At 71.8% G+C, this 19,545-nt stretch carries 22 protein-coding genes; 15 read left to right on the plus strand and 7 right to left on the minus strand.

Annotated elements, in window-relative coordinates; all coding sequences use genetic code 11:
* Positions 1–95 precede the first annotated feature (95 nt).
* Positions 96–380 carry a helix-turn-helix domain-containing protein gene (locus ACFVQZ_RS14005; protein ID WP_383621958.1) on the minus strand — a complete coding sequence of 95 codons (285 nt, stop codon included), beginning with the start codon at positions 378–380 and terminating at the stop codon, positions 96–98.
* 269 nt (positions 381–649) lie between these two features.
* Here ACFVQZ_RS14005 and ACFVQZ_RS14010 point away from each other — a divergent pair, with 269 nt between their 5' ends.
* The 7 genes from ACFVQZ_RS14010 (at position 650) to ACFVQZ_RS14040 (ending at position 6,520) form a co-directional block, all read left to right on the plus strand.
* Positions 650–1,543: a hypothetical protein gene (locus ACFVQZ_RS14010; RefSeq protein WP_383622246.1), complete on the plus strand. Its 894-nt coding sequence runs from the start codon at positions 650–652 to the stop codon at positions 1,541–1,543.
* Positions 1,540–2,241, plus strand: coding sequence for an ATP-binding protein (locus tag ACFVQZ_RS14015; RefSeq protein ID WP_383622249.1), 702 nt, complete (start codon positions 1,540–1,542; stop codon positions 2,239–2,241). Before ACFVQZ_RS14010 ends, ACFVQZ_RS14015 begins: the two co-directional genes overlap by 4 nt.
* Positions 2,242–2,333: 92 nt before the next feature.
* Positions 2,334–3,155: a DUF2637 domain-containing protein gene (locus tag ACFVQZ_RS14020; protein ID WP_036415680.1), complete on the plus strand. Its 822-nt coding sequence runs from the start codon at positions 2,334–2,336 to the stop codon at positions 3,153–3,155.
* Positions 3,156–3,306: 151 nt separating this feature from the next.
* Positions 3,307–3,951 (plus strand): MobC family plasmid mobilization relaxosome protein, encoded by a 645-nt coding sequence (locus ACFVQZ_RS14025; protein WP_383621961.1) that lies wholly within the window; start codon positions 3,307–3,309, stop codon positions 3,949–3,951.
* Positions 3,948–5,663, plus strand: a complete 1,716-nt coding sequence (locus ACFVQZ_RS14030) for a relaxase/mobilization nuclease domain-containing protein (protein ID WP_383621964.1) — start codon at positions 3,948–3,950, stop codon at positions 5,661–5,663. Before ACFVQZ_RS14025 ends, ACFVQZ_RS14030 begins: the two co-directional genes overlap by 4 nt.
* Before the next feature lie 102 nt (positions 5,664–5,765).
* Positions 5,766–6,146 (plus strand): hypothetical protein, encoded by a 381-nt coding sequence (locus ACFVQZ_RS14035; protein WP_383621967.1) that lies wholly within the window; start codon positions 5,766–5,768, stop codon positions 6,144–6,146.
* Between the two features lie 20 nt (positions 6,147–6,166).
* Positions 6,167–6,520, plus strand: coding sequence for a hypothetical protein (locus ACFVQZ_RS14040; protein WP_383621970.1), 354 nt, complete (start codon positions 6,167–6,169; stop codon positions 6,518–6,520).
* Between the two features lie 159 nt (positions 6,521–6,679).
* Here ACFVQZ_RS14040 and ACFVQZ_RS14045 read toward each other — a convergent pair whose 3' ends face one another.
* On the minus strand, positions 6,680–7,930 hold the full coding sequence (locus ACFVQZ_RS14045; protein WP_383621973.1) for an MFS transporter: 1,251 nt from the start codon (positions 7,928–7,930) through the stop codon (positions 6,680–6,682).
* Positions 7,927–9,327, minus strand: coding sequence for an NAD(P)-binding domain-containing protein (locus tag ACFVQZ_RS14050; RefSeq protein ID WP_383621976.1), 1,401 nt, complete (start codon positions 9,325–9,327; stop codon positions 7,927–7,929). The genes ACFVQZ_RS14045 and ACFVQZ_RS14050 overlap by 4 nt, the downstream gene beginning before the upstream one ends.
* Before the next feature lie 106 nt (positions 9,328–9,433).
* Between ACFVQZ_RS14050 and ACFVQZ_RS14055 the strand changes: the two genes are divergently transcribed.
* Genes ACFVQZ_RS14055 through ACFVQZ_RS14065 form a run of 3 tightly spaced genes read left to right on the plus strand, consistent with a single transcriptional unit; the run spans position 9,434 to position 11,677 of the window.
* Positions 9,434–10,489 carry a flavin-containing monooxygenase gene (locus ACFVQZ_RS14055; protein ID WP_383621980.1) on the plus strand — a complete coding sequence of 352 codons (1,056 nt, stop codon included), beginning with the start codon at positions 9,434–9,436 and terminating at the stop codon, positions 10,487–10,489.
* Positions 10,490–10,528: 39 nt separating this feature from the next.
* Complete coding sequence (locus tag ACFVQZ_RS14060; protein ID WP_030496237.1) at positions 10,529–10,894, plus strand: helix-turn-helix transcriptional regulator; 366 nt, start codon at positions 10,529–10,531, stop codon at positions 10,892–10,894.
* Between the two features lie 45 nt (positions 10,895–10,939).
* Positions 10,940–11,677, plus strand: coding sequence for a TIGR02391 family protein (locus tag ACFVQZ_RS14065; RefSeq protein ID WP_383621984.1), 738 nt, complete (start codon positions 10,940–10,942; stop codon positions 11,675–11,677).
* A gap of 55 nt (positions 11,678–11,732) precedes the next feature.
* On the opposite strand, the gene ACFVQZ_RS14070 is transcribed toward ACFVQZ_RS14065, so the two are convergent.
* On the minus strand, positions 11,733–12,938 hold the full coding sequence (locus ACFVQZ_RS14070; protein WP_383621987.1) for a pyridoxal phosphate-dependent aminotransferase: 1,206 nt from the start codon (positions 12,936–12,938) through the stop codon (positions 11,733–11,735).
* Positions 12,939–12,954: 16 nt separating this feature from the next.
* Positions 12,955–13,128, minus strand: coding sequence for a hypothetical protein (locus tag ACFVQZ_RS14075; RefSeq protein ID WP_321193065.1), 174 nt, complete (start codon positions 13,126–13,128; stop codon positions 12,955–12,957).
* 142 nt (positions 13,129–13,270) lie between these two features.
* Here ACFVQZ_RS14075 and ACFVQZ_RS14080 point away from each other — a divergent pair, with 142 nt between their 5' ends.
* On the plus strand, positions 13,271–13,636 hold the full coding sequence (locus ACFVQZ_RS14080; protein ID WP_063835347.1) for a helix-turn-helix transcriptional regulator: 366 nt from the start codon (positions 13,271–13,273) through the stop codon (positions 13,634–13,636).
* A 111-nt stretch (positions 13,637–13,747) separates the two neighbouring features.
* Here ACFVQZ_RS14080 and ACFVQZ_RS14085 read toward each other — a convergent pair whose 3' ends face one another.
* Positions 13,748–14,812 carry a permease gene (locus tag ACFVQZ_RS14085; protein WP_081959314.1) on the minus strand — a complete coding sequence of 355 codons (1,065 nt, stop codon included), beginning with the start codon at positions 14,810–14,812 and terminating at the stop codon, positions 13,748–13,750.
* 93 nt (positions 14,813–14,905) lie between these two features.
* On the opposite strand from ACFVQZ_RS14085, the gene ACFVQZ_RS14090 reads away from it, so the two are divergent.
* From ACFVQZ_RS14090 to ACFVQZ_RS14100, 3 genes are all read left to right on the plus strand, one after another.
* Positions 14,906–15,280 (plus strand): metalloregulator ArsR/SmtB family transcription factor, encoded by a 375-nt coding sequence (locus ACFVQZ_RS14090; protein ID WP_321193066.1) that lies wholly within the window; start codon positions 14,906–14,908, stop codon positions 15,278–15,280.
* A gap of 250 nt (positions 15,281–15,530) precedes the next feature.
* A complete protein-coding gene (locus ACFVQZ_RS14095) occupies positions 15,531–15,881 on the plus strand; it encodes a hypothetical protein (protein ID WP_383621994.1) in 351 nt (116 codons plus the stop codon).
* A gap of 79 nt (positions 15,882–15,960) precedes the next feature.
* Complete coding sequence (locus tag ACFVQZ_RS14100; RefSeq protein ID WP_383621997.1) at positions 15,961–17,565, plus strand: GNAT family N-acetyltransferase; 1,605 nt, start codon at positions 15,961–15,963, stop codon at positions 17,563–17,565.
* 117 nt (positions 17,566–17,682) lie between these two features.
* Here the strand turns inward: ACFVQZ_RS14100 and ACFVQZ_RS14105 are convergent, their stop codons facing one another.
* Complete coding sequence (locus tag ACFVQZ_RS14105; protein WP_383622000.1) at positions 17,683–18,654, minus strand: helix-turn-helix transcriptional regulator; 972 nt, start codon at positions 18,652–18,654, stop codon at positions 17,683–17,685.
* 350 nt (positions 18,655–19,004) lie between these two features.
* On the opposite strand from ACFVQZ_RS14105, the gene ACFVQZ_RS14110 reads away from it, so the two are divergent.
* Positions 19,005–19,514, plus strand: a complete 510-nt coding sequence (locus ACFVQZ_RS14110; RefSeq protein ID WP_383622003.1) for a hypothetical protein — start codon at positions 19,005–19,007, stop codon at positions 19,512–19,514.
* Positions 19,515–19,545 lie beyond the last annotated feature (31 nt).

A 19,545-nucleotide genomic window follows, 5' to 3' on the forward strand; every position in this document is an offset into this window, starting at 1 on the left:
AATGGGCATGACTCTGGCAGGGATCGGATCGACGGGCGTTCCGGGACCCACAATGATCCGGAGAATCCCCGGTTAGGGAAACCGGGGATCGTCGGCTATGTTTCGCCCAGCCCGGCCGCCCCTGAGCACGCGAGGGCGTCGACGAGAAGCATCTGTGGGGAGATTCCGAGGGCTGTGGCGATGGCGACGAGATCGTCGATGTCGCAGCGGCGGACGGTGCGTTCGATGCGGGAGAGTGCGGTGAAGGTCATGGGCCGGCCCAGTGCGGTGACCCGGGCGGCGAGCTGGCGCTGGGAGTAGCCGCGGGCGGTGCGGGTGCGTTCGATGGCGTGGGCGGCGGCGTGTCCGGCGGGTCCGATGGCGAGGGGGCGTGGCGGCATGGGTGGTGTTGTAGCTTGCGCGCCGACCGGTTCGGAAGGGCATTCCTGTCTGCCGTGAGCGATGCGGACCGCGTAGTGATTTCCGGTGGTGATTTCGCCAACCGGGAATCCGGCCCTAAAGTAACCGGACCTGCCGGCACGGCGCGTCGACGAGTTGCTCAGAATTCCTAGAAAAGTCTGGACTTCTGCGCACCAGGTGTGGCTGTGTTGGCCATGCACCCCGGCGAAGCCGGATTCCCCCACCCCCTCCCGAAAGGCGGTCGATCGCCATCGCCCGTATCCGCACCATCAAGCCCGAGGCGTTCTCGTCCGAGTCCCTCGCGGCGGTGTCCCTGTCCGCCGAGCGGACCGTCTTCGGACTGCTCACCCAGGCGGACGACCAGGGCCGGTTCCGCGACCAGGCAGCGGTCATCGCCGGCCAGCTGTGGTCGCTGCGCCGCGAGCACGGGCCGGAGGCGGTCGAGGACGACCTCATCCAGCTCGACCATGCCGGGCTGATCTGCCGTTACGAGGGGGCCGACGGCAAGCGGTACCTGCACATCGCCACCTTCGCCAAGCACCAGAAGATCAACCGGCCCAGCGGCGTCCGCACTCCCCCGTGCCCGCACCACGATCTCGGGATTCCACGCGAGCCCTCATCGCAGACGCAGGGAGCCCTCGCGGAGTCCTCCGCGAGTCGTCCAGGAGGACTCACGGAGCCCTCCGCGAACGACAAATCCGCAGGTCAGAGCCGATTCCCTGAGCATTCACCGCAGCCGCAGGGAGGGCTCACCGAGCTCTCCGTGAGCCCTCACCGTCCGGATCTAGGACCTAGGAACAGGGATCTAGGATCTACCCCGTTGGGGGGCACATGCGCCCCCGCACCCGACTCGGGCTCGGTCTCGGCGAAGGACCTGATCGGCGAGTACGCCGCCGCGTGCCCCCACCGCCCGCCGCAGGACGTGCTCGGTCACCTCGGCCGCGAGGTGAGGAAGCTCCTCGCCGAGGGCATCGCCCCGGACCACATCCGCGCCGGCCTCGACCGCCACCGCGCCAAGGGCCTGCACCCGAGCACCCTGCCCAGCCTCGTGCACGAGGCCATGAACGCCACCCCCGCCGCCGCTGCCCACCAGCCGTGGACCAACCCCGCCGACACAGCCGCTGCCTACGGAGGCGACCTCTGACCGCCACCGCCCTCACCCGCGCTCCCCAGCAGCCCGCCCGGATCACCGGCCGACTCGGCGACATCCTGGCCCGGCGCGGCATCGCCCCCGACGCCGCCGCCCAGGAGCCGGCACCTGAGCCGGTCACCGCACTGGAACTGGCCGAAGGCCGTATCTCCGCCCGCTACCGCCACGCCCTCGCCGACCACCCCCAGGTCACCGCCTGGGCGGACGAGATCGCCCGCTCCGGACGCCCCGGCCCCGCCGGCGCACTGGGCATCGCGGAGGGACCCTCGCTGCGGATCGTCGGCCCGACCGGCACCGGCAAGACCCACCAGGCATACGGCGCCATCCGCACCCTGCTGGCTGCCGGGGTCCGCCTGCGCTGGGAAGCCGTCACCGCCGCCGACCTGTATGCCCGCCTGCGCCCACGCCCCGGCTTCGACAGCGAGCGCGACCTGCAGGGCCTGATGCGCTGCCCGCTGCTGCTCCTGGACGACCTCGGCGCGGCGAAGACCAGCGAGTGGACCGAGGAACTCACCTACCGGCTGATCAACCACCGGTACGAGCACCTGCGCCCCACCCTGATCACCAGCAACCTCGCCACCGACGCGCTGCGTGCGGCCCTCGGCGACCGCGTCGCCTCCCGCCTGGCCCAGATGACCGAGCGCGTCACTCTCGACGGCCCCGACCGCCGCCGCACCAGACCCGCCGCCTGACGCCCGCCGCTATGCCACGGTTTCTCCCCCAGCCGTCCGGCCCCTCACCACGGACGTCTCACCACCCTGCCCTGCCCTTGGAGCGTCTCCGCTTGCCCACGCCTTCCCCTGCCCCGCACCGCGCCGACTGGTACGTCCTCCTCGCCGCCGGTGCCGTGATCATCGCCCTCACCGCCGTCTCTTTCTGGCTCTCCTACGCCCACCTCGCCGAGGTCGCCGGAGAACACGGCCTCGGCAACTCCCCCGCCCGCATGTGGGCCTGGCCCGCCACCCTCGACGCCTTCGTCGTCGCCGGTGAACTCCTCATGCTCCGGGCCGGTCTGCACCACAGGCCCGACTGGTGGGCCATCGCCCTCACCGCCACCGGATCCCTCGGCTCCATCGCCCTCAACGTCGCCGGCGTCACCGGCACCCGTGATCCCGCCGACGTCCCCGTCCTCGACTACGTCGTCGCCGCCATACCCCCGACCGCAGCGCTCCTCGCCTTCGGCGTCCTCATGCGCCAGATCCACCAGCACCTCGCCTACCCGAACCGTAAGGCGCACCTTGGCCATCTTCGGGTAGCCGGACCTGCGGTGACCGAGCACCCGCGGGAAGGGGACCGTCCCCGCCCACATCCCCTCCCCGCCCCGTCCGCTGCCGAAGGCCCAAACCGCGCCACCGAGGCAGCCACTGCCGTCGAGCCCCCGGTACGTCCGCGCAAGGTCGGCCGCCCTCCGACCGGAGACCTCGACGAGTTCGTGCGAATCGTCGAGCAGATGGAGGGCGAGCAGACCCGAAAGGCCATCCGGGCAACCCTCCGCGCCGCCGGCCACACCATCAGCAACGGACGGCTCACGGAGCTTGTAAACCGCCTCGACGGAACGGTCCCCAAGGGGCCGTCCGAAACACCGAGCACCACTGACCGGAAATAACCGCAGGTCAACCCCATTCCGGTCGGTCCGGGTTGCCCCAACCCGGACCGACCGGCTCGTCCCCTCCGCCTTGCCGGACAGTCTCCAGCCCCGTCGAGACGTCCACGAAGCACGGACTTTTCCTCCCGCCGCCCCACCGAAGGATCCCCACATGGCACCCGCCCCGCAGCACCCCACCCCTGCCTCGACGATCCCGCCCCAGCCGAACGACTGGCCCGCACCGCCGCAGGTGCCCACCGGCCCTGCCCCGGGCGGAGCAAGTTGGAGGTTCGGACACTCCCCCGTCGGGGGTGCGTCCGAACCCGTCCCCGCCCCGGGGGTGGCGGGCTCCCTCCCACACCAGGGGGCGCGGGAGGACGGGTCTGCGGCCGAGGGCGGACCGCAGCCGGTGCGACGTCGCCGGGGCAAATCCCGTGTACGCGCTCGTACGCAGCGTCGCGCGCACAGCGTCCGTCTCAGCGACGCCGAGCACGCGACCGTCGCCGCCGGAGCTGAAGCGGTCGGCATGAGCATCGCCGGCTTCCTCTCCCACAGCGGACTCGCCGCCGCCCGCGACCTCGACCGCACCGCAGCCGCCATCGCCACCCGCCAGGACACCCTGACCACCCTCTTCACGCTCCGGCGCCAGCTCGGGCACGCGAACAACAACCTCAACCAGGCCGCCCACGCGCTCAACAGCGGCACCTACCCCGACGGCCTGGAGGACACCATCGCCGCCGTCCGCCACGCCGTCGACGCCGTCCGCCACGTCACCGCCCGCCTCACCGACCCGAACTCCGAAGGCACCGCCGCTTGATACCCCGCATCCACAAGCAGGGCCGCAACACCGTCCGCCTGCTCGCCTACCTCTACGGCCCCGGCCGCCGCGAGGAACACACCGACCCCCACCTCGTCGCTTCCTTCGACGGCCTCGCCCCCGACCCCGGCCGCGACCGGAGCACCACCATCGTCGACCTCGCCCAGCTCCTGGACGAGCCTCTGCACCTCCTCGACGGAGACGCCCGCCCCACCACCCACGTGTGGCACACCTCCGTCCGCTCCGCCCCCGGCGACCGCACTCTCACCGACGCCGAATGGGCGGACATCGCCCGCCGCGTCATCGCCGCCACCGGCATCGACCCCGGCGACGGCGCGGGCTGCCGCTGGGCAGCCGTCCGCCACGCCGACGACCACATCCACCTCATCGCCACCCTGGTCCGCGAAGACGGCCGCCGCCCGAGCCACCACCGCTCCGCCAAGCGCGCCCAGACCGAATGCCGGCAGATCGAAGTCGACTACGATCTCCACCGCGTGGCAGCCGGGGACGGCACCGCCGCCAAGCGGCCCACCAGCCCCGAACGCCACAAAGCCGACCGCCTCGGCCGACAGCGCACGCCACGCGAGGAACTGCGCGAGGCGGTCCGCCGATCGGCGGCCGGCGCAGCCGGTGAGGAGGAATTCTTCGACCGCCTCACCTCGGCCGGTCTGCTCGTCCGGCGCCGCATCGCGCCCTCTGGCGACACCCTCGGCTACACCGTTGCCCTCCCCGGCGACCGCAACGGCAAGGGCGATCCGGTCTTCTACTCGGGCTCCAAGCTCGCCCCGGACCTCTCGCTGCCCCGGATCCGTGAACGCTGGACCACGTCCGCGGAAGCCCCCTCCCCGGAGCCGTCCCAGCCGTGGGTGACCGGGCCCGCGTCCGCACGCCGACGCGCCACCACGGCCGCCTGGCAAGCCCTGCTCGTCATCGACCAGAGCGACGACATTGTGATCGCCGCGCAGATCGCCGCCGCAGGGGAAGTCCTCGATGCCCTTGCCAAAACCTCCGCCGCCCACACCCGCCACGAACTCCAGGCCGCAGCATCCTCCTTCGAACGCGCCTCCCGCTCCCACATCCGCGCCGCGCGCGGCCACGATCACGCCCTGCGCCGAGCCGCCCACGACCTCGTCCACAGCGGTCCGGCCCTCGGCCGGGGCGAGGACGGCGCCACGACAGCCATGGTCATCGACATGCTGTTCTTCCTGGTCACCGCCGCCGCCCACTGGCACGCCAGGAAGCAGCACTTCCAGCAGGCCGAAGCCGCCCACCGGGCCGCCGCGCACCTCCGCGCCGCCTATCCCGCCGCAGCCGACCACCCCATGGCCTTCCTCCACCAGCGGGGCAGCCGCCTGACCCCTGCCTGGCAACGCCATCACGTCGCCACCCTGCGCCAAGCCCTGCCCGAGCTGGCCGACCAGGTCCTCGCCGAACGCGGATGGCCCGCCCTCGCAGCCACCCTCGACGAAGTCCGGACCACCGGCCACGACCCCACCGCTCTGCTGGTGCAGGCAGCCGCCCGGAGGGAGTTGGACACGGCGGCGCGCATGAGTGACGTGCTCGTGTGGCGGCTACGACGGATGGCCGACCTTCCCGCCGATCCCCAGAACTCCCGCAGCACGCATGGACGAGGCAGCGCTGCCGCCTCCTCGCAGCAACGTGTGGCGCACCTCGACGCCAGGCCCTCGAACGACACCCGAAGGCAGCGCTGACCCGCGAAACGAGGCGGAAAGATAGCCCAGAATCGCCGGTTAGCCTAACCGGCGATTCTCCCAACAATTGACCTTCCGACCAACCCCCGGAAGGAATCCCGCATGCCCCCGTCCGAAGCCCGCCCCGAGATCGTCGCCCTGCTCTGCGACGCGAACTTCCAGCACTTCCGCGAAACCGGCGCCTGGTCCCACCGAGACGGCCGCCCCTTCACCCCGGAGGAACGAGAAGCGGTCTTCAAGGCCACCCGTGCCGACCTCGAAGAGCTGAAGTCCCAGCACTCGCGCTACCTGAAGTACCTCCAGAAGTACGAGGAAGCACCCGAAGCCATCCAGCGTTTCCTCGCCCCGTTCATGGAACAGCTCGACGAGAAGAACCTCGGCAACGCCCACGCCCTCATGACGGAGGGCGAGCGAGCCGAGTTCGACCGCCTGCTCAGGCCCATGGTCGAACCCGCTCGCCCCTTCACCCCGTACACCTTCTGACCAGGTACAAGGAGTTCCTCATGCCCACCCCCGCATCCACGCCTCGCCCCCACATCATGGCCCTGCTGTTCGACACGGACTTCGACCGGCCGTGGGGCATCCGCACCTTCCGTCATCTCGACGGCCGCCCCTTCACCGACGAAGAGCAGGCAATCGCCGATGACGCGACTCTCGAAGAATTCCAGGCCGCCGGCGTTCGTATCCACGACCCCGAAGCAGGAACCGAAGCCGAAGCAGCCGTCACCGAACTCGCCAAGTTGATCTATTCCTACGCCCTGGACCATCACATGGCCCTCGTCCAGTTCATGACCCACGAGGACAGGCTCGAATACGACCGGCTGTGCGGCATCATCACCGCAGACGCCGGTTTTTAACCCAAGAGAAACAGCAGAAACGGACCAGATCCCCTGCGGAAGAACCGGCCGGTGGCGGCGCCCTCCCCGCCACCGGCCGCGCTCTGTCCGGGGGGCCGGGACTCCACCCGGCCCATCCCCGGAAGCGGCCTGCCGAATCAGCCGGAGCTACCCCCGAGGTCACGAGCCCTGAGTAGAGCCGGCCGGCGCCGTCTTCCGGACCGATGAACCAGTGGCAATGACGGCGGCTCCCCCGGCCAGGGCCGCCAGGACCAGGAAGAGCGCGGGGTAACCGCCGAGCGGGGCCGCGAAGAAGGCCGCGGCGAAGGGTGCCAGGGCGGAGGCCGCCATCGCGGGTGCACCGAGCAGGCCGGAGAGGTGGCCGTAGTGCCGGGCGCCCCAGCGGTCGGTGACGGCGGTGGCCTGGAGGAGGGTGAGGTTGCCGCGGACCGTGCCGGCGACGACGGAGGCTGCGACCAGGAGGCCGTACGGGCCGGGGATGAGGGCGAGGGCAGCGGTGGTCAGGCTGCCGAGGGCGACGAAGATCACCGTGCGCGGAGTGGTGCCGGTGCGGCGGGCCAGCGGGGCGTAGAGGAGGCGTCCGAGGGTCTGCCCGGCGCCGCCGAGACCGAGGGCCCAGGCGGCCTGGGTGGTGGTGTAGCCCCGTTCGACGAGGAGGGGGACGAGCGTGATGACGGCGGCGTGCATCGTGAACGCGGAGAGGGTGAAGGCCACGCCGAGGAGGACGAAGGGACGGCTGCGGACGATCGCGGCCGGTGGGTCGTCGGACGTGGTGGCCAGGGCGGCCGGTGCCGGTGGCCAGGGGGCCCGGAGAGCGAGGGCGTGGGCGGGAATCGTGAGGGCCGCGAGGATCGCGGCGAGCACGAGGTAGGTGTCGCGCCAGGTCAGGTGAGTTGCGAGGGTCGCGGTGAGCGGGGCGAAGACCGTGGAGGCCAGACCGCCCGCGAGGGTGACGACCGTGAGGGCGCGGACGTGATCGGGCGCCCACCAGCGGGTGAGGGCGGCGAAGGCGGGCTGGTAGAAGGTGGCCGCCATGCTGAGTCCGGCCAGGAGCCAGCCCGCGAAGAAGACGGGCGGGTTCGGGGCGAGGGCGATGACCGTCAGGCCGGTCGCTCCCGACACCGAACCCGCCGTCATGACGGCGCGGGGACCCTGCCGGTCGATGATCCGACCCACACCGATGCCGGCGATGCCCGAGACGACCAAGGCGAGCGAGAAAGCGGCTGTGGTGAGGCTCGTGGACCAGCCGGTGGCGGCCGTGATCTGCGGGTTCAAGACCGGGAAGGCGTAGTAGACGATCCCCCAGCCGGTGATCTGCGTGAGGCAGAGCGCGGGCAGGACGGCGCGGGGCCGCGACCGCTCCTTCGAGACGGTCACGGCCCCGTGCGGCGGGGTGTCGGGGCTGGTCACGCGCCGCAGCATCCACCCGCGGGCTGCTCGGTGGCGAGGGGCAGGGCGGCCGGAGCGCCGAGCTGTACGAGGTGGGGTGCCGGCTCCGGTGCGCAGCAGCCGTCGGTGGCGCCGGGCTGGGGGGCGGGGGCGTCGTAGAGGCCGGAGCCGCCGCAGACTCCGGTCTCGGGGAGGGTGAGTTCGACGCGGTCGGCGGAGTCGAGGTCGCCGGCGAGGGCGGCGGCGACGGAGCGGACCTGCTCGTAGCCGGTGAGGGCGAGGAAGGTGGGGGCGCGGCCGTAGGACTTCATGCCGACGAGGTACACGCCCGGTTCCGGGTGGGCGAGTTCGCGGTGGCCGTGGGGGTAGACCGTGCCGCAGGAGTGCTGGTTGGGGTCGATGAGCGGGGCGAGGGCCGTCGGGGCCTGGAGGCGGTCGTCCAGGCCGAGGCGGAGCTCGTCGAGGAAGGACAGGTCGGGGCGCAGGCCGGTGAGGACGATCACCTGGTCGACGGGGTCGAGACGGCGGCCGTCCTCGGCGACCAGGACGAGACGGCCTTCGGCGTCCCGCTCGATGGCCTCGGTGCGGAAGCCGGTGACGGCGTCGGCGTGGCCCTCGTCGACGGCCGCCTTGGCGGCGAGGCCGAGGGCGCCGCGAGCGGGGAGCTGGTCGGCGCTGCCGCCACCGAACGTGGAGCCGGAAAGACCCCGGCGGAGGATCCAGAGCGCCTTCGTGGCCGCCTCCTCGCGGGCGAGCGCGGCGAGGGAGGCGAGGGCGGTGAAGGCGGAGGCGCCGGAGCCGATGACGGCGGTGCGCCTGCCCGCGTACCGGGCGCGGACGGCGGGGTCGGCGAGGTCGGGGACGCGGTAGGAGATCCGGTCGGCGGCGGCCCGTTCGCCGAGGGCCGGGAGGCCGTCGGCGCCCGCCGGGCTCGGGGCCGCCCAGGTGCCGGAGGCGTCGATGACGGCGCGGGCGAGGATCCGCTCCTCGCGGCCGTCGGCGTGGGCGACGTGCACGGTGAATGGCTGGGCGTCGCGGTCGGCGTCGACGAGCCGGTCCCGGCCGGCGCGGGAGACGCCGGTGACGCGGGCGCCGGTGCGGACGCGGTCACCGAGGACGTCGGCGAGCGGCTGGAGGTAGCGGTCCGCCCAGTCGCCGCCGGTGGGGTACGTCGCCGGGTCCGGCTTCGTCCAGCCGGTCGGGGCCAGCAGCTTCTCGGCCGCCGGGTCGGTGAGCTCGCTCCAGGTGGAGAAGAGCCGCACGTGCGCCCACTCGCGTACCGCCGCACCCGCCCGCGCACCGGCCTCCAGGACCAGGGGCTTCAGGCCGCGGTCGACGAGGTGGGCGGCGGCAGCCAGGCCGGCGGGGCCGGCTCCGACGACCACGACGGGCAGGTGCTCGGTGGCGGTGGCGTTCATGACGAGTCCCCTTGTGTTTCGACGTCCGTCGATCTCTTACGCTCTCAGCATGCATCGGATATCGATAGACGTCAACATAGACATTCATCGAAACGGAGAAGTGTTCGTGGAGCACGTCGACGTGGCCGTCATCGGAGCCGGGCAGTCGGGCCTCGCCTCGGCGCACCACCTCCTGCGCGAAGGGCGGACCCCGGTGATCCTGGAGGCTTCCGACCGGGCGACCGGTTCGTGGTCGCGGTACTACGACAGCCTCACCCTGTTCTCGCCCGCCCGGTACAGCTCGCTGCCGGGACTGCCCTTCGGGGACGACCCGGACCGCTATCCCCACCGGGACGAGGTGGTGGCCTACCTGCTGCGGTACGCCGAGCGCCTGGGCGCCGACCTGCGCACCGGACACCGCGTGACCGCGGTGCGCACGGCCGGGAAGGGCTTTGAACTCGACTTCGCCGACGGGCGGACACTGGGTGCCGATGCGGTGGTCACGGCGACCGGCGGCTTCGGGCGGCCGAACCGGCCCGCACTGCCCGGACTGGACTCCTTCACCGGCACGGTGACGCACGTCTCGGAGTACCGCACCCCGGCCCCGTTCGCGGGGCAGCGGGTCGTGGTGGTGGGCGCGGGGAACTCTGCGGTGCAGGTCGCGGTCGAGCTTGCGGGGGTGGCGCGGGTGAGCCTGGCGAGCCGGGCTCCGGTGCGCTGGTTTCCGCAGCGGCCGTTCGGGCGGGACCTGCACTTCTGGCTCGCGGTCAGCGGCGTGGACGCGGCGCCGCTGGGCCGTTTCCAGCGGCGTCCGGCGACGATGGCGGTCATCGACGACGGCCGCTACCGCGCCGCCCTCGCCGTCGGCCGGCCCGATCGACGCCCCCTCTTCGCCCGTATCGACGGTCCGGCCGTAACCTGGGCCGACGGCGTGACGGAAGAGGTGGACGCGATCATCCTGGCCACCGGCTACCGGCCCGACCTCGGCTACCTCACCGCGCTCAGCGCCCTCGACCTCGTTGGCGGGCCCCGACACCGAGGCGGCGCCTCACTCGCCCACCCCCGTCTGGCGCACGTGGGGCTGGAATGGCAGCGCAGCCTGTCGTCCGCATCCCTCCGCGGGGTCGGCCGCGACGCCCGACGCGTCGCCGCGCGTCTGGCGCGCGAGCTGCGTCTCCCATGACCCCGGGACCTTTGCTTTGACGTGTGTCAACATAGACATATGTCGAACGCGAAGGTGTTGCCGCTGCTGGAGCCCGCCGTCGAACCGTGCTGCCCGCCGCTCACCGAGCGGCCCCTGACCGCCGAGGAGGCCGAGCGGACCGCCCTGATGTTCAAAGCGCTCGGCGACCCGGTGCGCCTGCGACTCTTCTCCGCCGTCGCCTCCCACGAGGGCGGCGAGGCGTGCGTCTGCGACATCTCCGACGTCGGCGTCTCCCAGCCCACCGTCTCCCACCACCTGAAGAAACTGAAGGAAGCCGGCCTGCTCACCTCCGAGCGGCGCGGGACCTGGGTGTACTACCGGGTGGAGCCGGGGGTGCTGGCGGCGATGGGGCGGCTTCTGACTCCGGCGGCGACCTCGGCCTGAGGAAATTCGTCCCCGGCTGTCAGCGGTCGGGCGGATGATGGCGGCATGGCCATCGATGTCGAATGGGCGCGATCCGAGATCGCCAACTTCCTGGTGCTGACGACGATGCGCTCGCCGTCGGATCCGAGCTTCATCAGCTTCCACATGACAACTTTTGGCTCTGACGAGGAGATCGTCGCCAGCGCACAGGTAGTCGAGCAGATCCTGGACCGGGTCATACCCACGTGGCGCACCAGCGTCCCGTCAGAGGACAACGAACTGGTCAATCGCTGGTGCCAGCATCGGGAAGCCGCCCAGCGAGCCGATGTCACCCTCCGGCGGGATGCAGAGATCCGCAAGCATCTCGGCGACGACGCACCGCAGCTCAGCGCCTCGACCATGCACCCATGGGCCTGGGAAGGGGCTCGCGCGTTGTGGCAGAGCGGCCACTTCCGGGAGGCGGTAACAGCAGCCGCCCGAAAGGTGAATGCCGAGACGCAGAACAAGGTGGAGCGGCGAGACACCGGCGAGACGCCCCTCTTTCTGAACGTCTTCTCCAAGGACTCACCGAAGCCTGGCCAGCCCCGGCTTCGGTTGATGGCGGACGACGGCAGCGACACCTTCAAAAGCGTCCATCGGGGCGCGGCGGCCTTCGCCGAGGGATGCTTCGCAGGCATCCGCAACCCCAACAGCCACGAGGACGGGCTGCCCGAGCTTCCCGAACACGAGGCGCTGGAACAGTTGGCCGCATTCAGCGTGCTCGCGCGATGGGTCGAGTCGGCCGCCGTCGAGCGGTGTGACTGAGGGGCACCGACCGTCACGACCAACGCCCCCAGGAAGCTGCAGCGGGGCCCCCGCCTCAGGACAGCGCGCCCACGAACCCCGCCAGGCGTCCGAGCGCCTCGTCGAGCTGCTCGGGCGGGACCGTGTACGAGATGCGGACGTGGTCCGGGGCCGCGAAGTCCGCGCCGGGGACGACCGCCACCTGGGCTTCGCTCAGAAGGAGTTCCGCGAAGTCGGCGGCGGAGGTGATGGTGCAGCCTGCGCTCGCCTTCCCGTACAGGCCGGTGACGTCGGCGAGAAGGAAGAAGGCGCCCTCGGGGTTGCCGTCGACCCGCAGGCCGAGGGTGTCGCCGATCGCCTTGACGGTCGCGAGGCGGCGGGCGTCGAGCGCGGAGCGGCGGCGCTCCAGTTCGGCGCCGAGGTCGGCCGTCAGCGCGCCGAGGGCCGCCCGCTGGGCGATGGAGGACGGGGCCGAGGCGGTGTGGCTCTGAAGGGCCGTGACGGTGGAGGCCAGTTCGGCGGAGGCGGCGAGCCAGCCGATGCGCCAGCCGGTCATGGCGAAGGTCTTGGAGACGCCGCCGGTGGTGACGGTGCGGGCGGCGATCTCGGCGCCCAACGCCGCCACTGAGGCGAAGCGGGCGTCACCGAAGACCCAGTGGTCGCAGATCTCGTCGCTGACGATGACGAGGTCGTGTTCCACGGCCACTTCGGCCAGGGCGGCCAGTTCGTAGCGGCTGTAGACGACGCCGGAGGGGTTGGCGGGGCTGTTGAGGAGGAGGACCCGCGTGCGGTCGGTGACCGCTTCCCGCACCTGCTCGGGCGTGACCTTCAGGCCGGCGCCGACGGCGGGGCGCACGGGGACCAGGGTTCCGCCGGCCAAGGCGATGAGGTGGGGGTAGCTGACCCAGTACGGGGCCGGGACGAGCACCTCGTCGCCCGGTTCGAGGAGGGCGGTGAAGGCGTAGTGGAGGGCCTGCTTGGCGCCCGCCGTCACGACGAGATGCGACGCCTCGTACGCGGTGCCGTGGCGGTTGAGGTGCGCGGCGATCGCCGTACGGAGTTCGGGGATGCCGGCAGCCGGGGTGTAGCGGGTGAAGTCCTCGGCGACGGCCTGTTCCGCCGCGCGTGCGGCGGGTTCGACGGTGGGGAACGCCGGCTCGCCGCTGGTCAGGTTGATGACGTCGGCGCCCGCGGCAACGAGCGCCTTGGCGTGGGCGTCGAGCGCGGCGGTGGCCGAGGGCGGAACGGCGGCGGCGCGCGCGGAGGGACGGAGCGGGTTCACGGGGTTCCCTACGGGGTCAGAGGCGGACGGCGAGGTGGGTGAGCGTGGCCTCGTGGCCGCGCCGGAGGGCCGCCGCGCGGGCGCCCCGGTCGACGACCTCCACGCAGCTGTCGCAGAACCGCACGTCGGTCGTGCGGGTGGGGCGGCGGGTGACGCGCAGGCGACGGAAGGAGGCGAGAAGGGACGACATGACGCGACCTCAATTCATAGACGCTCATCTATGAGACGAGTATGGCCCAACCCATAGATGACTGTCAATGCATCGTCCACGACGGGTCCGGGAGGCGGTCGACTCTGGACGCGGCGCGTCACCATCGGCCACATTGGGCCGCATGATCGAGCCCTTGACCACCGTGACGCCGTCCGGTTCCTGCTGCCCCGTCCCCATGACGCCGGATCAGGCAGAGGAGCTGTCGGGGATGTTCAAGGCCCTGGCGGATCCGGTGCGCCTGCGGATCGCCAGCATCGTGGCCTGCTGCCCTGCGGGCGAGGTGTGCATGGGAGAGATCGCCGCCGAGTTCGACCTGACCGGGCCGACCATCAGCCACCACCTGCGCAAGCTGCGCGAGGCCGGCATCCTCGCCTCGGAACGGCGCGCGAACGAGGTCTACTACTTCGTCCGCCCGGACCGGATCGAGCACCTGATAGGCCCGCTGGCGGGAATGCGGAGCGCGGCCCGTGAACCGTCACGCTGCTGAGAACCCGCGGAAACGGCTGCGGCCCGCCCCGAAGCCTGGGGGCGGGCCGATGCCGTCTTACGCGTGCTGGCGCCGGTGGCGCTTGCGGTGCCGGGTGCCGGCCCGCCGGAGTCAGAGCCAGATGGGGGCCGTGTAGCCCAGGACGAGCGCGCCGGCGAAGAGGATGCCGACGACCAGGGCGACGACGCGCCAGCGGGCGATGAGGAGCATGCCGCTGATGGCGCCGATGCTGGTGCCCGCGCCGGTCACGAGGAAGGCGAGCGCCGGGCCGGGGCCCATGCCGCCCTGCATCAGGGTGGCGACCAGCGGGAGCGAGCCGTCGGAGTTCAGGTAGACCGGGATGCCGATGAGGGCGGCGACCGGGACCGCGAAGACGTTGCCGTCACCGAGGAACTCGGTGAGGTAGTGCGTCGGGATCGAGTTGATGAGCAGGAAGCCAAGGGTGGCGAAGCCCAGGAAGTAGAGGGCAAGGCGCTTGACGTTGACCTTCAGCTCCTCGCCGAACTCCTTGAGCTTCAGGCGCTCCACGACGCCGACAGGGGCCGGTGCCGGGGCCGGCTTCGGCGCGACCGGGCGGGTGAGCAGGGCCGTACGGGCCAGGCCGCCGCCACCGGCAGGGACGCCGCCACCGGCCGAGACGCCACCACCGAAGCCGCCCTCGGTCTCGCCCTCGTCGCTGCAGCAGCTCTCGGACGCCTTCTCCTCCGCCTGGTTCGCGGTGAGACGCGCCTGGCCCTCCAGCCAGCCGGTCTTCTCGATGAGCCAGGTGATGACGCCGGCGAAGACGCCGAGGACCATCGCGGCCACGAAGAAGGTGGTGGCGAAGTCGAAGCCGAAGAGGCCGGTCGACAGCACGTACTCCTCGGGGCTGGTCAGGGGCGAGGCCACCATGAAGGTGACCACCGGGGCCCACGGAACGCTGGAGGCGAGCGCCCCGAGCACCACCGCGGTCGTGCCGCAGGAGCAGAAGGGGGTGAGGGTCGCCAGGACGATCGCACCGAGCACCGCGACCGCGGTCTTGCGGCGCATCCACGCCGACAGGCGGTCCGCCCCGATGTAGACGGGGATGGCCGAGGCCAGCACCACACTGATCAGCAGGAACGGCCAGTTGGCGGCGAGGGAGTGGCCGACGTCCTGGGCGGTGCGCCACAGGACGTCGAGGACGGTGTCGATCACGGGGGCTCCAGCAATTCATAGACGGCTGTCGATGGGTCAGACTCTGCCGGAACTCATAGATGACTGTCAATGGATACCGGGAACAATTCATAGATGACCGTCGTTGGATTCGGTATGCCCACGTCGATCTCGGAGCTGTGCTGCTCCCCCGTGCTCGCCGGCCCGCTCACGCCCGAGGCCGCCGACGATCTCGCGACCGCCCTGAAGGTGGTCGCCGACGCCACCCGCCTGCGCCTGCTCGGCCTGATCCGCTCCCAGCCGAGCGGCGAGGCGTGCACCTGCGACCTCACCGAACCCCTGGGACTCACCCAGCCGACCGTCACGCACCACCTGCGGGTGCTGTACGAGGCCGGGTTCCTGGAGCGCGAGAAGCGCGGGCGCCAGACCTACTACCGGATCGCTCCGGAGAGCATGAGCGTGCTCTGCCAGGCACTGGACCCGTCGCCCCAGCTCCTCGCCACGGGCTGAGGAGCCTCGCCAACTCACCTTCCACCAAGGGCCGGTTCATGCGCGCGTCACGCGCGCGGAACCGGCCCTTCGGCATCTTCAGGCAGGTGGATGCCGGACGCGTTTCCTGCCAGCGGTGATCCCTTCCACACCCTGGGTGACCTCGGACAGACTCATGAACACCGGAAGGGCGACAAGCCCCCGGGACACCGGAAAGGCCATCGAGGCCGCCGGCCGCCGAAAAAGTCACCGTCATCACCAGGGGAGAGCCATGTCTGTTTCGCGTACCTCGATGCGTCTTGCCACCGCCGCACTCGTCGCCGCGATCGGACTCGGTGCCACCTCGACCCTGGGCGCCGGCGCCTTCCCCACCCTCGCCGGAGCGGGCTGGGACACCGCCCCCACCGCGCCCACCGACTCCACGGACGGCGCGGGGTGGGACGTGGCCCCGACCGTCGTCCTCGCCTCCTCCACCGACGGGGCGGGCTGGGACGTGGCTCCCACCACGACCGACGGCGCCGGCTGGGACGTGGCCCCCGCCACGACGAACGACGGCTCCAACGGCGCCGGCTGGGACTCGGCCCCGACCGACCCCTCCACCGACGGCGCCGGCTGGGACTGACCAGCCCGCCCTCGCCCTTCCCGCCGGGCAACCCACCCCGCACCCCCGCGCACCGCCGACCCCACGAGGAGAGCACCCCATGAGCACCACCTGCTGCAGCACCACCGCCGAGGAACCCTCCCCGGCCCTCCCGGTCGTCGAGACCGCCTCCACCGGCTGCTGCTCGACCCCCGAGCCGGCTGAAAAGGCCGCCGAGGAGCAGGAGTCCTCCTGCTGCGGCAGCGAAACCGCCGAGCCCGAGCCCGTCGAGGCGTCCGGCTGCTGCACCACCCCGGCCGCCGAGCCGGAGGCCGAGCCCGCCACGTCGGGCTGCTGCGGCCCGGAGGAGCCCGAGCCGGTCGCGGCCTCCGGCTGCTGCGGCCCGCAGGAGGAGCAGGCCGAACCCGCCCAGGTGCGCACCGGCCTCTCCCTCGACGACGCGATCACGGCGCTCGGCGGCGGCATCCCGCAGGCCACCGACCCCACCCCGTACGCTCAGGTCGACTGGCTGAGGGCGACCGAGGAGAGCCTGCAGGGCGCCAAGGCGTGGCACACCGTCGCCGACCGCGGCGAGGGCGACATCGCCTTCCTGCCGGGGTACGTCTTCGACGCCGACCCGATCGTGGACGCCGACCCCCGTACGCTGCTCGGCTGGCAGCCGAAGGACGGCACCGCGGCCTGCTGCTCGGCCACCACCTCGTGCTGCGAGTCCGCCACCGACGCCGTCGAGGCCCTCGGCACCGACGCGTTCTTCCCGTCACTGCTGCTCGGCTCGCCGCTCGGCTACCGCTCCGAGGCGACCGCGTCCGTCGAGGACCCGCTGCTCGTCGCTGACCTGGTCGACCGCATCGTCCCGGCCGCGATCGAGGCCGGCATCCGCTCGATCACCGCCCCGTGGCTGCACAACAGCGCCTACAGCGACGTCCTCGCCCTGGCGCTCCAGGCGTACGGCGGTGACATCGCCTTCCACGGCGAGAACAACCTGCTCGACCTCCAGCACGACAGCTACGACGCCTACCTCGCCTCGCTCCCGGCCCGGAAGCGGCGCCGCGTGAAGGAGGACCGCGAGCGCGCGGACAACTCCGGCACCCGCATCGAGCGCAAGGACCGCGAGGAGCTCCGCCCGCTGATCGGGCGGATCACCGAGCTCGTCACGCAGAACCGCCAGAAGTACGAGGGCGGCGAGGACGAGGCGCACATCGGCGCCCTGCTGACCGCGCTCGTCGAGGGCGGCGCCGACATCCGCGCGTACCTCGTCCACAAGGACGAGGCCGTGGTCGCGGCCTCGGTGGTGGTCCGACGGGGCAAGCGCCTCTTCGTGAAGTGGGCCGGCTTCGACTACGACGCGCTGGGCGAGCGCAGCGGTGTCTACTTCGAGATCGCGCTCGACCGCCCGCTGCGCGACGCCTTCGCCGAGGGCCTCACCGCGATCGAGGCGGGCCCGGGCGCGGACGAGGCCAAGCGGCTGCGCGGCTTCCGACCGGGGCAGATCCGCTCCGTCGTCCTGGTCACCGACACCGCGCTCCGGCCGAAGGTCGCCGAGCTGCACGCCGCCTACGGCCAGGCCCGCCGCGAGACGCTCGGCGCGGCCGCCGAGGAAGCGGCGCCGGCGACGGCGATCGGCCGCCTGAAGGCGAAGCTGCTCGGCAGCACGGCCTACGAGCCGATCAAGCCCCTCCAGCCTGAGGGCGGCTGCTGCGGCTGACCCGCGGATCGAGCCCTCTCCTCACCACCACTCCCTCACGCCCCCAGACCGGTCCGGTGCCTCGCGCACCGGACCGGTCTGGTGTTTCCCGGCGGGGAGGAGCCGCCGGTAGGTCCGTCAGTCCGTCCAGCCCGCCTTCGCCGCGAGGACCCCCGCCTCGAAGCGGCTGCGGGCGCCGAGCCGTGCCATCAGCTCGGACATGATCCGGCGCTCCGTGCGCAGGCCGATGCCGAGCTTCTTCGCGGCGATCTCGTCGGTGGCCCCCTGCGTCAGCTGGCGCAGGAGTTCGCGTTCCTGCGCGGTCAGGCCGGCCTCGTCCCGGTCACGGACGCTGCCGAGGGGAGCCGCGAGCTCCCAGACCTGATCGAACAGGGCGACCAGAGCGGTCATGACGCCGGGGCCGGTCAGCTGGACGGCGCCCTTCTTGGTGTTGTCCGGGTCGACGGGAAGCAGGGCGACCTCGCGGTCGAAGAGCACCATCCGCAGCGGGAGGGCCGGGACGGTGCGCACCTCGCCGCCGTTGTCGTGCAGCCAGTGCGCGTACTCGACGGTGGGGGTGTCGTTGCGGACGCTGTCGAGGTAGGCGGTCAGGACGCGCACGCCGCGCCGCATCAGCTGCTCGTCGAGGGGCCGGCTCGCCTCCAGACTGGCCGCGGACTGAGCGCCACCGGGCATGAAGGACAGGCACTCGGTGGTGCTGCGATGGGCCAGCTCCTCGAGCCGGGCCTGGATGGCGTCGATGCCCTGGAGGTACTCGACGCCGTGTCGTTCACCGGTCCGCAGCTCGGCGTACTCGGCGAGCAGCGTGCTGATGGCCGCCTGTGATTCCGCGAACTGCTGCTGCTGCGCGAGAAGTTCCGCCTGCTGTCGCTGAAGCAGGAGCTGGAAGCCCAGGTTGGGGCTGACGGGCCGTACGCCGCCGGGCGCCTGGAGCGAGCGGCGCAGGAGGTTGAGCTCGGCGAGCCGGTCCAGGGCCTCACGTATGTCCGCCTCAGGACGGGCCAGATGAGAGGCGAGCTCTCCGACACCCCAGTCCTGGTGCGTGAGCATCAGGCGATAGACCGTCTCGGCGTCCGCATCCAGTCCCAAACTCGCCAGCACAGCGACCCCCCGGCCACGTCTCAATATGCGAGACATACTCATCAGTCCATCGGCGAGCGCCGATCTTTGCAGCTCAGGACATCCGTCGACAAGATGCGTCCACCCTGCGATCGGACGCCGCCACGCCTCACCCCCCTCGCTCACGGCGGCCGGAATTAGCCCTCTCAGGCAGGTCGTTGCCGGACGCAGTTCATGCCAAGGGATATCCCTTCCGCCTTCCCCGACGGCTCAGCAGACTGGTGATCACAAAGGTTCGGCAGGCCGGCACGACGGATTCCGCACCTCTCCTCACGCCCCTTTTCGCGGGGCATTCCATCCACCACACACGGAGGACAGCCATGTCCGCTGCGCGGAGTCTGCTGCGCCTGGCCAACAGGGCCGCCGCCGTCGCCCTGGGCTTCTCGCCCGCCGGCGGGCACGGCTGCGGTCCCAAGTGCCGCCACGCCCACCTGTACGGCGAGGTCGCCCCCGCCGTGGCCGACCAGCACGTGTGGTCCGTACCCGGGCTCGCCGCCCGACCGGGAGGCCCCGTGCTCATGGCCACCGCCACCCTCGTCGCCACCGACGCCGCCACGCACCGAGACCTGGCGGCGGCGACGGTGACGGACATCGTCTGGGCGTCCGCGATGACCGAGGACGACCTTGAGCATGTCCACGCCAGTTCCGCTCCCGGTCGAATAGAGCTGACCTTCTTCCATCGGACGCGCAACCCCGCCGAGGCGATTTCCGCCGCGTGGGAAATCTGCCTGCGCGCGCTGAATTCCAGCCCTTCTCTGGCTCATTGGCGGATTACCGCCACCCCCCGCCTTCCCGACGCCCTCCCCGGCTCGGACGCCCTTCCTGCGTGATCCAGATCACACACCCCTGCGAGGAGTACCA

The organism is Streptomyces sp. NPDC057854 (genome assembly GCF_042797055.1).
GTDB lineage: Bacteria > Actinomycetota > Actinomycetes > Streptomycetales > Streptomycetaceae > Streptomyces.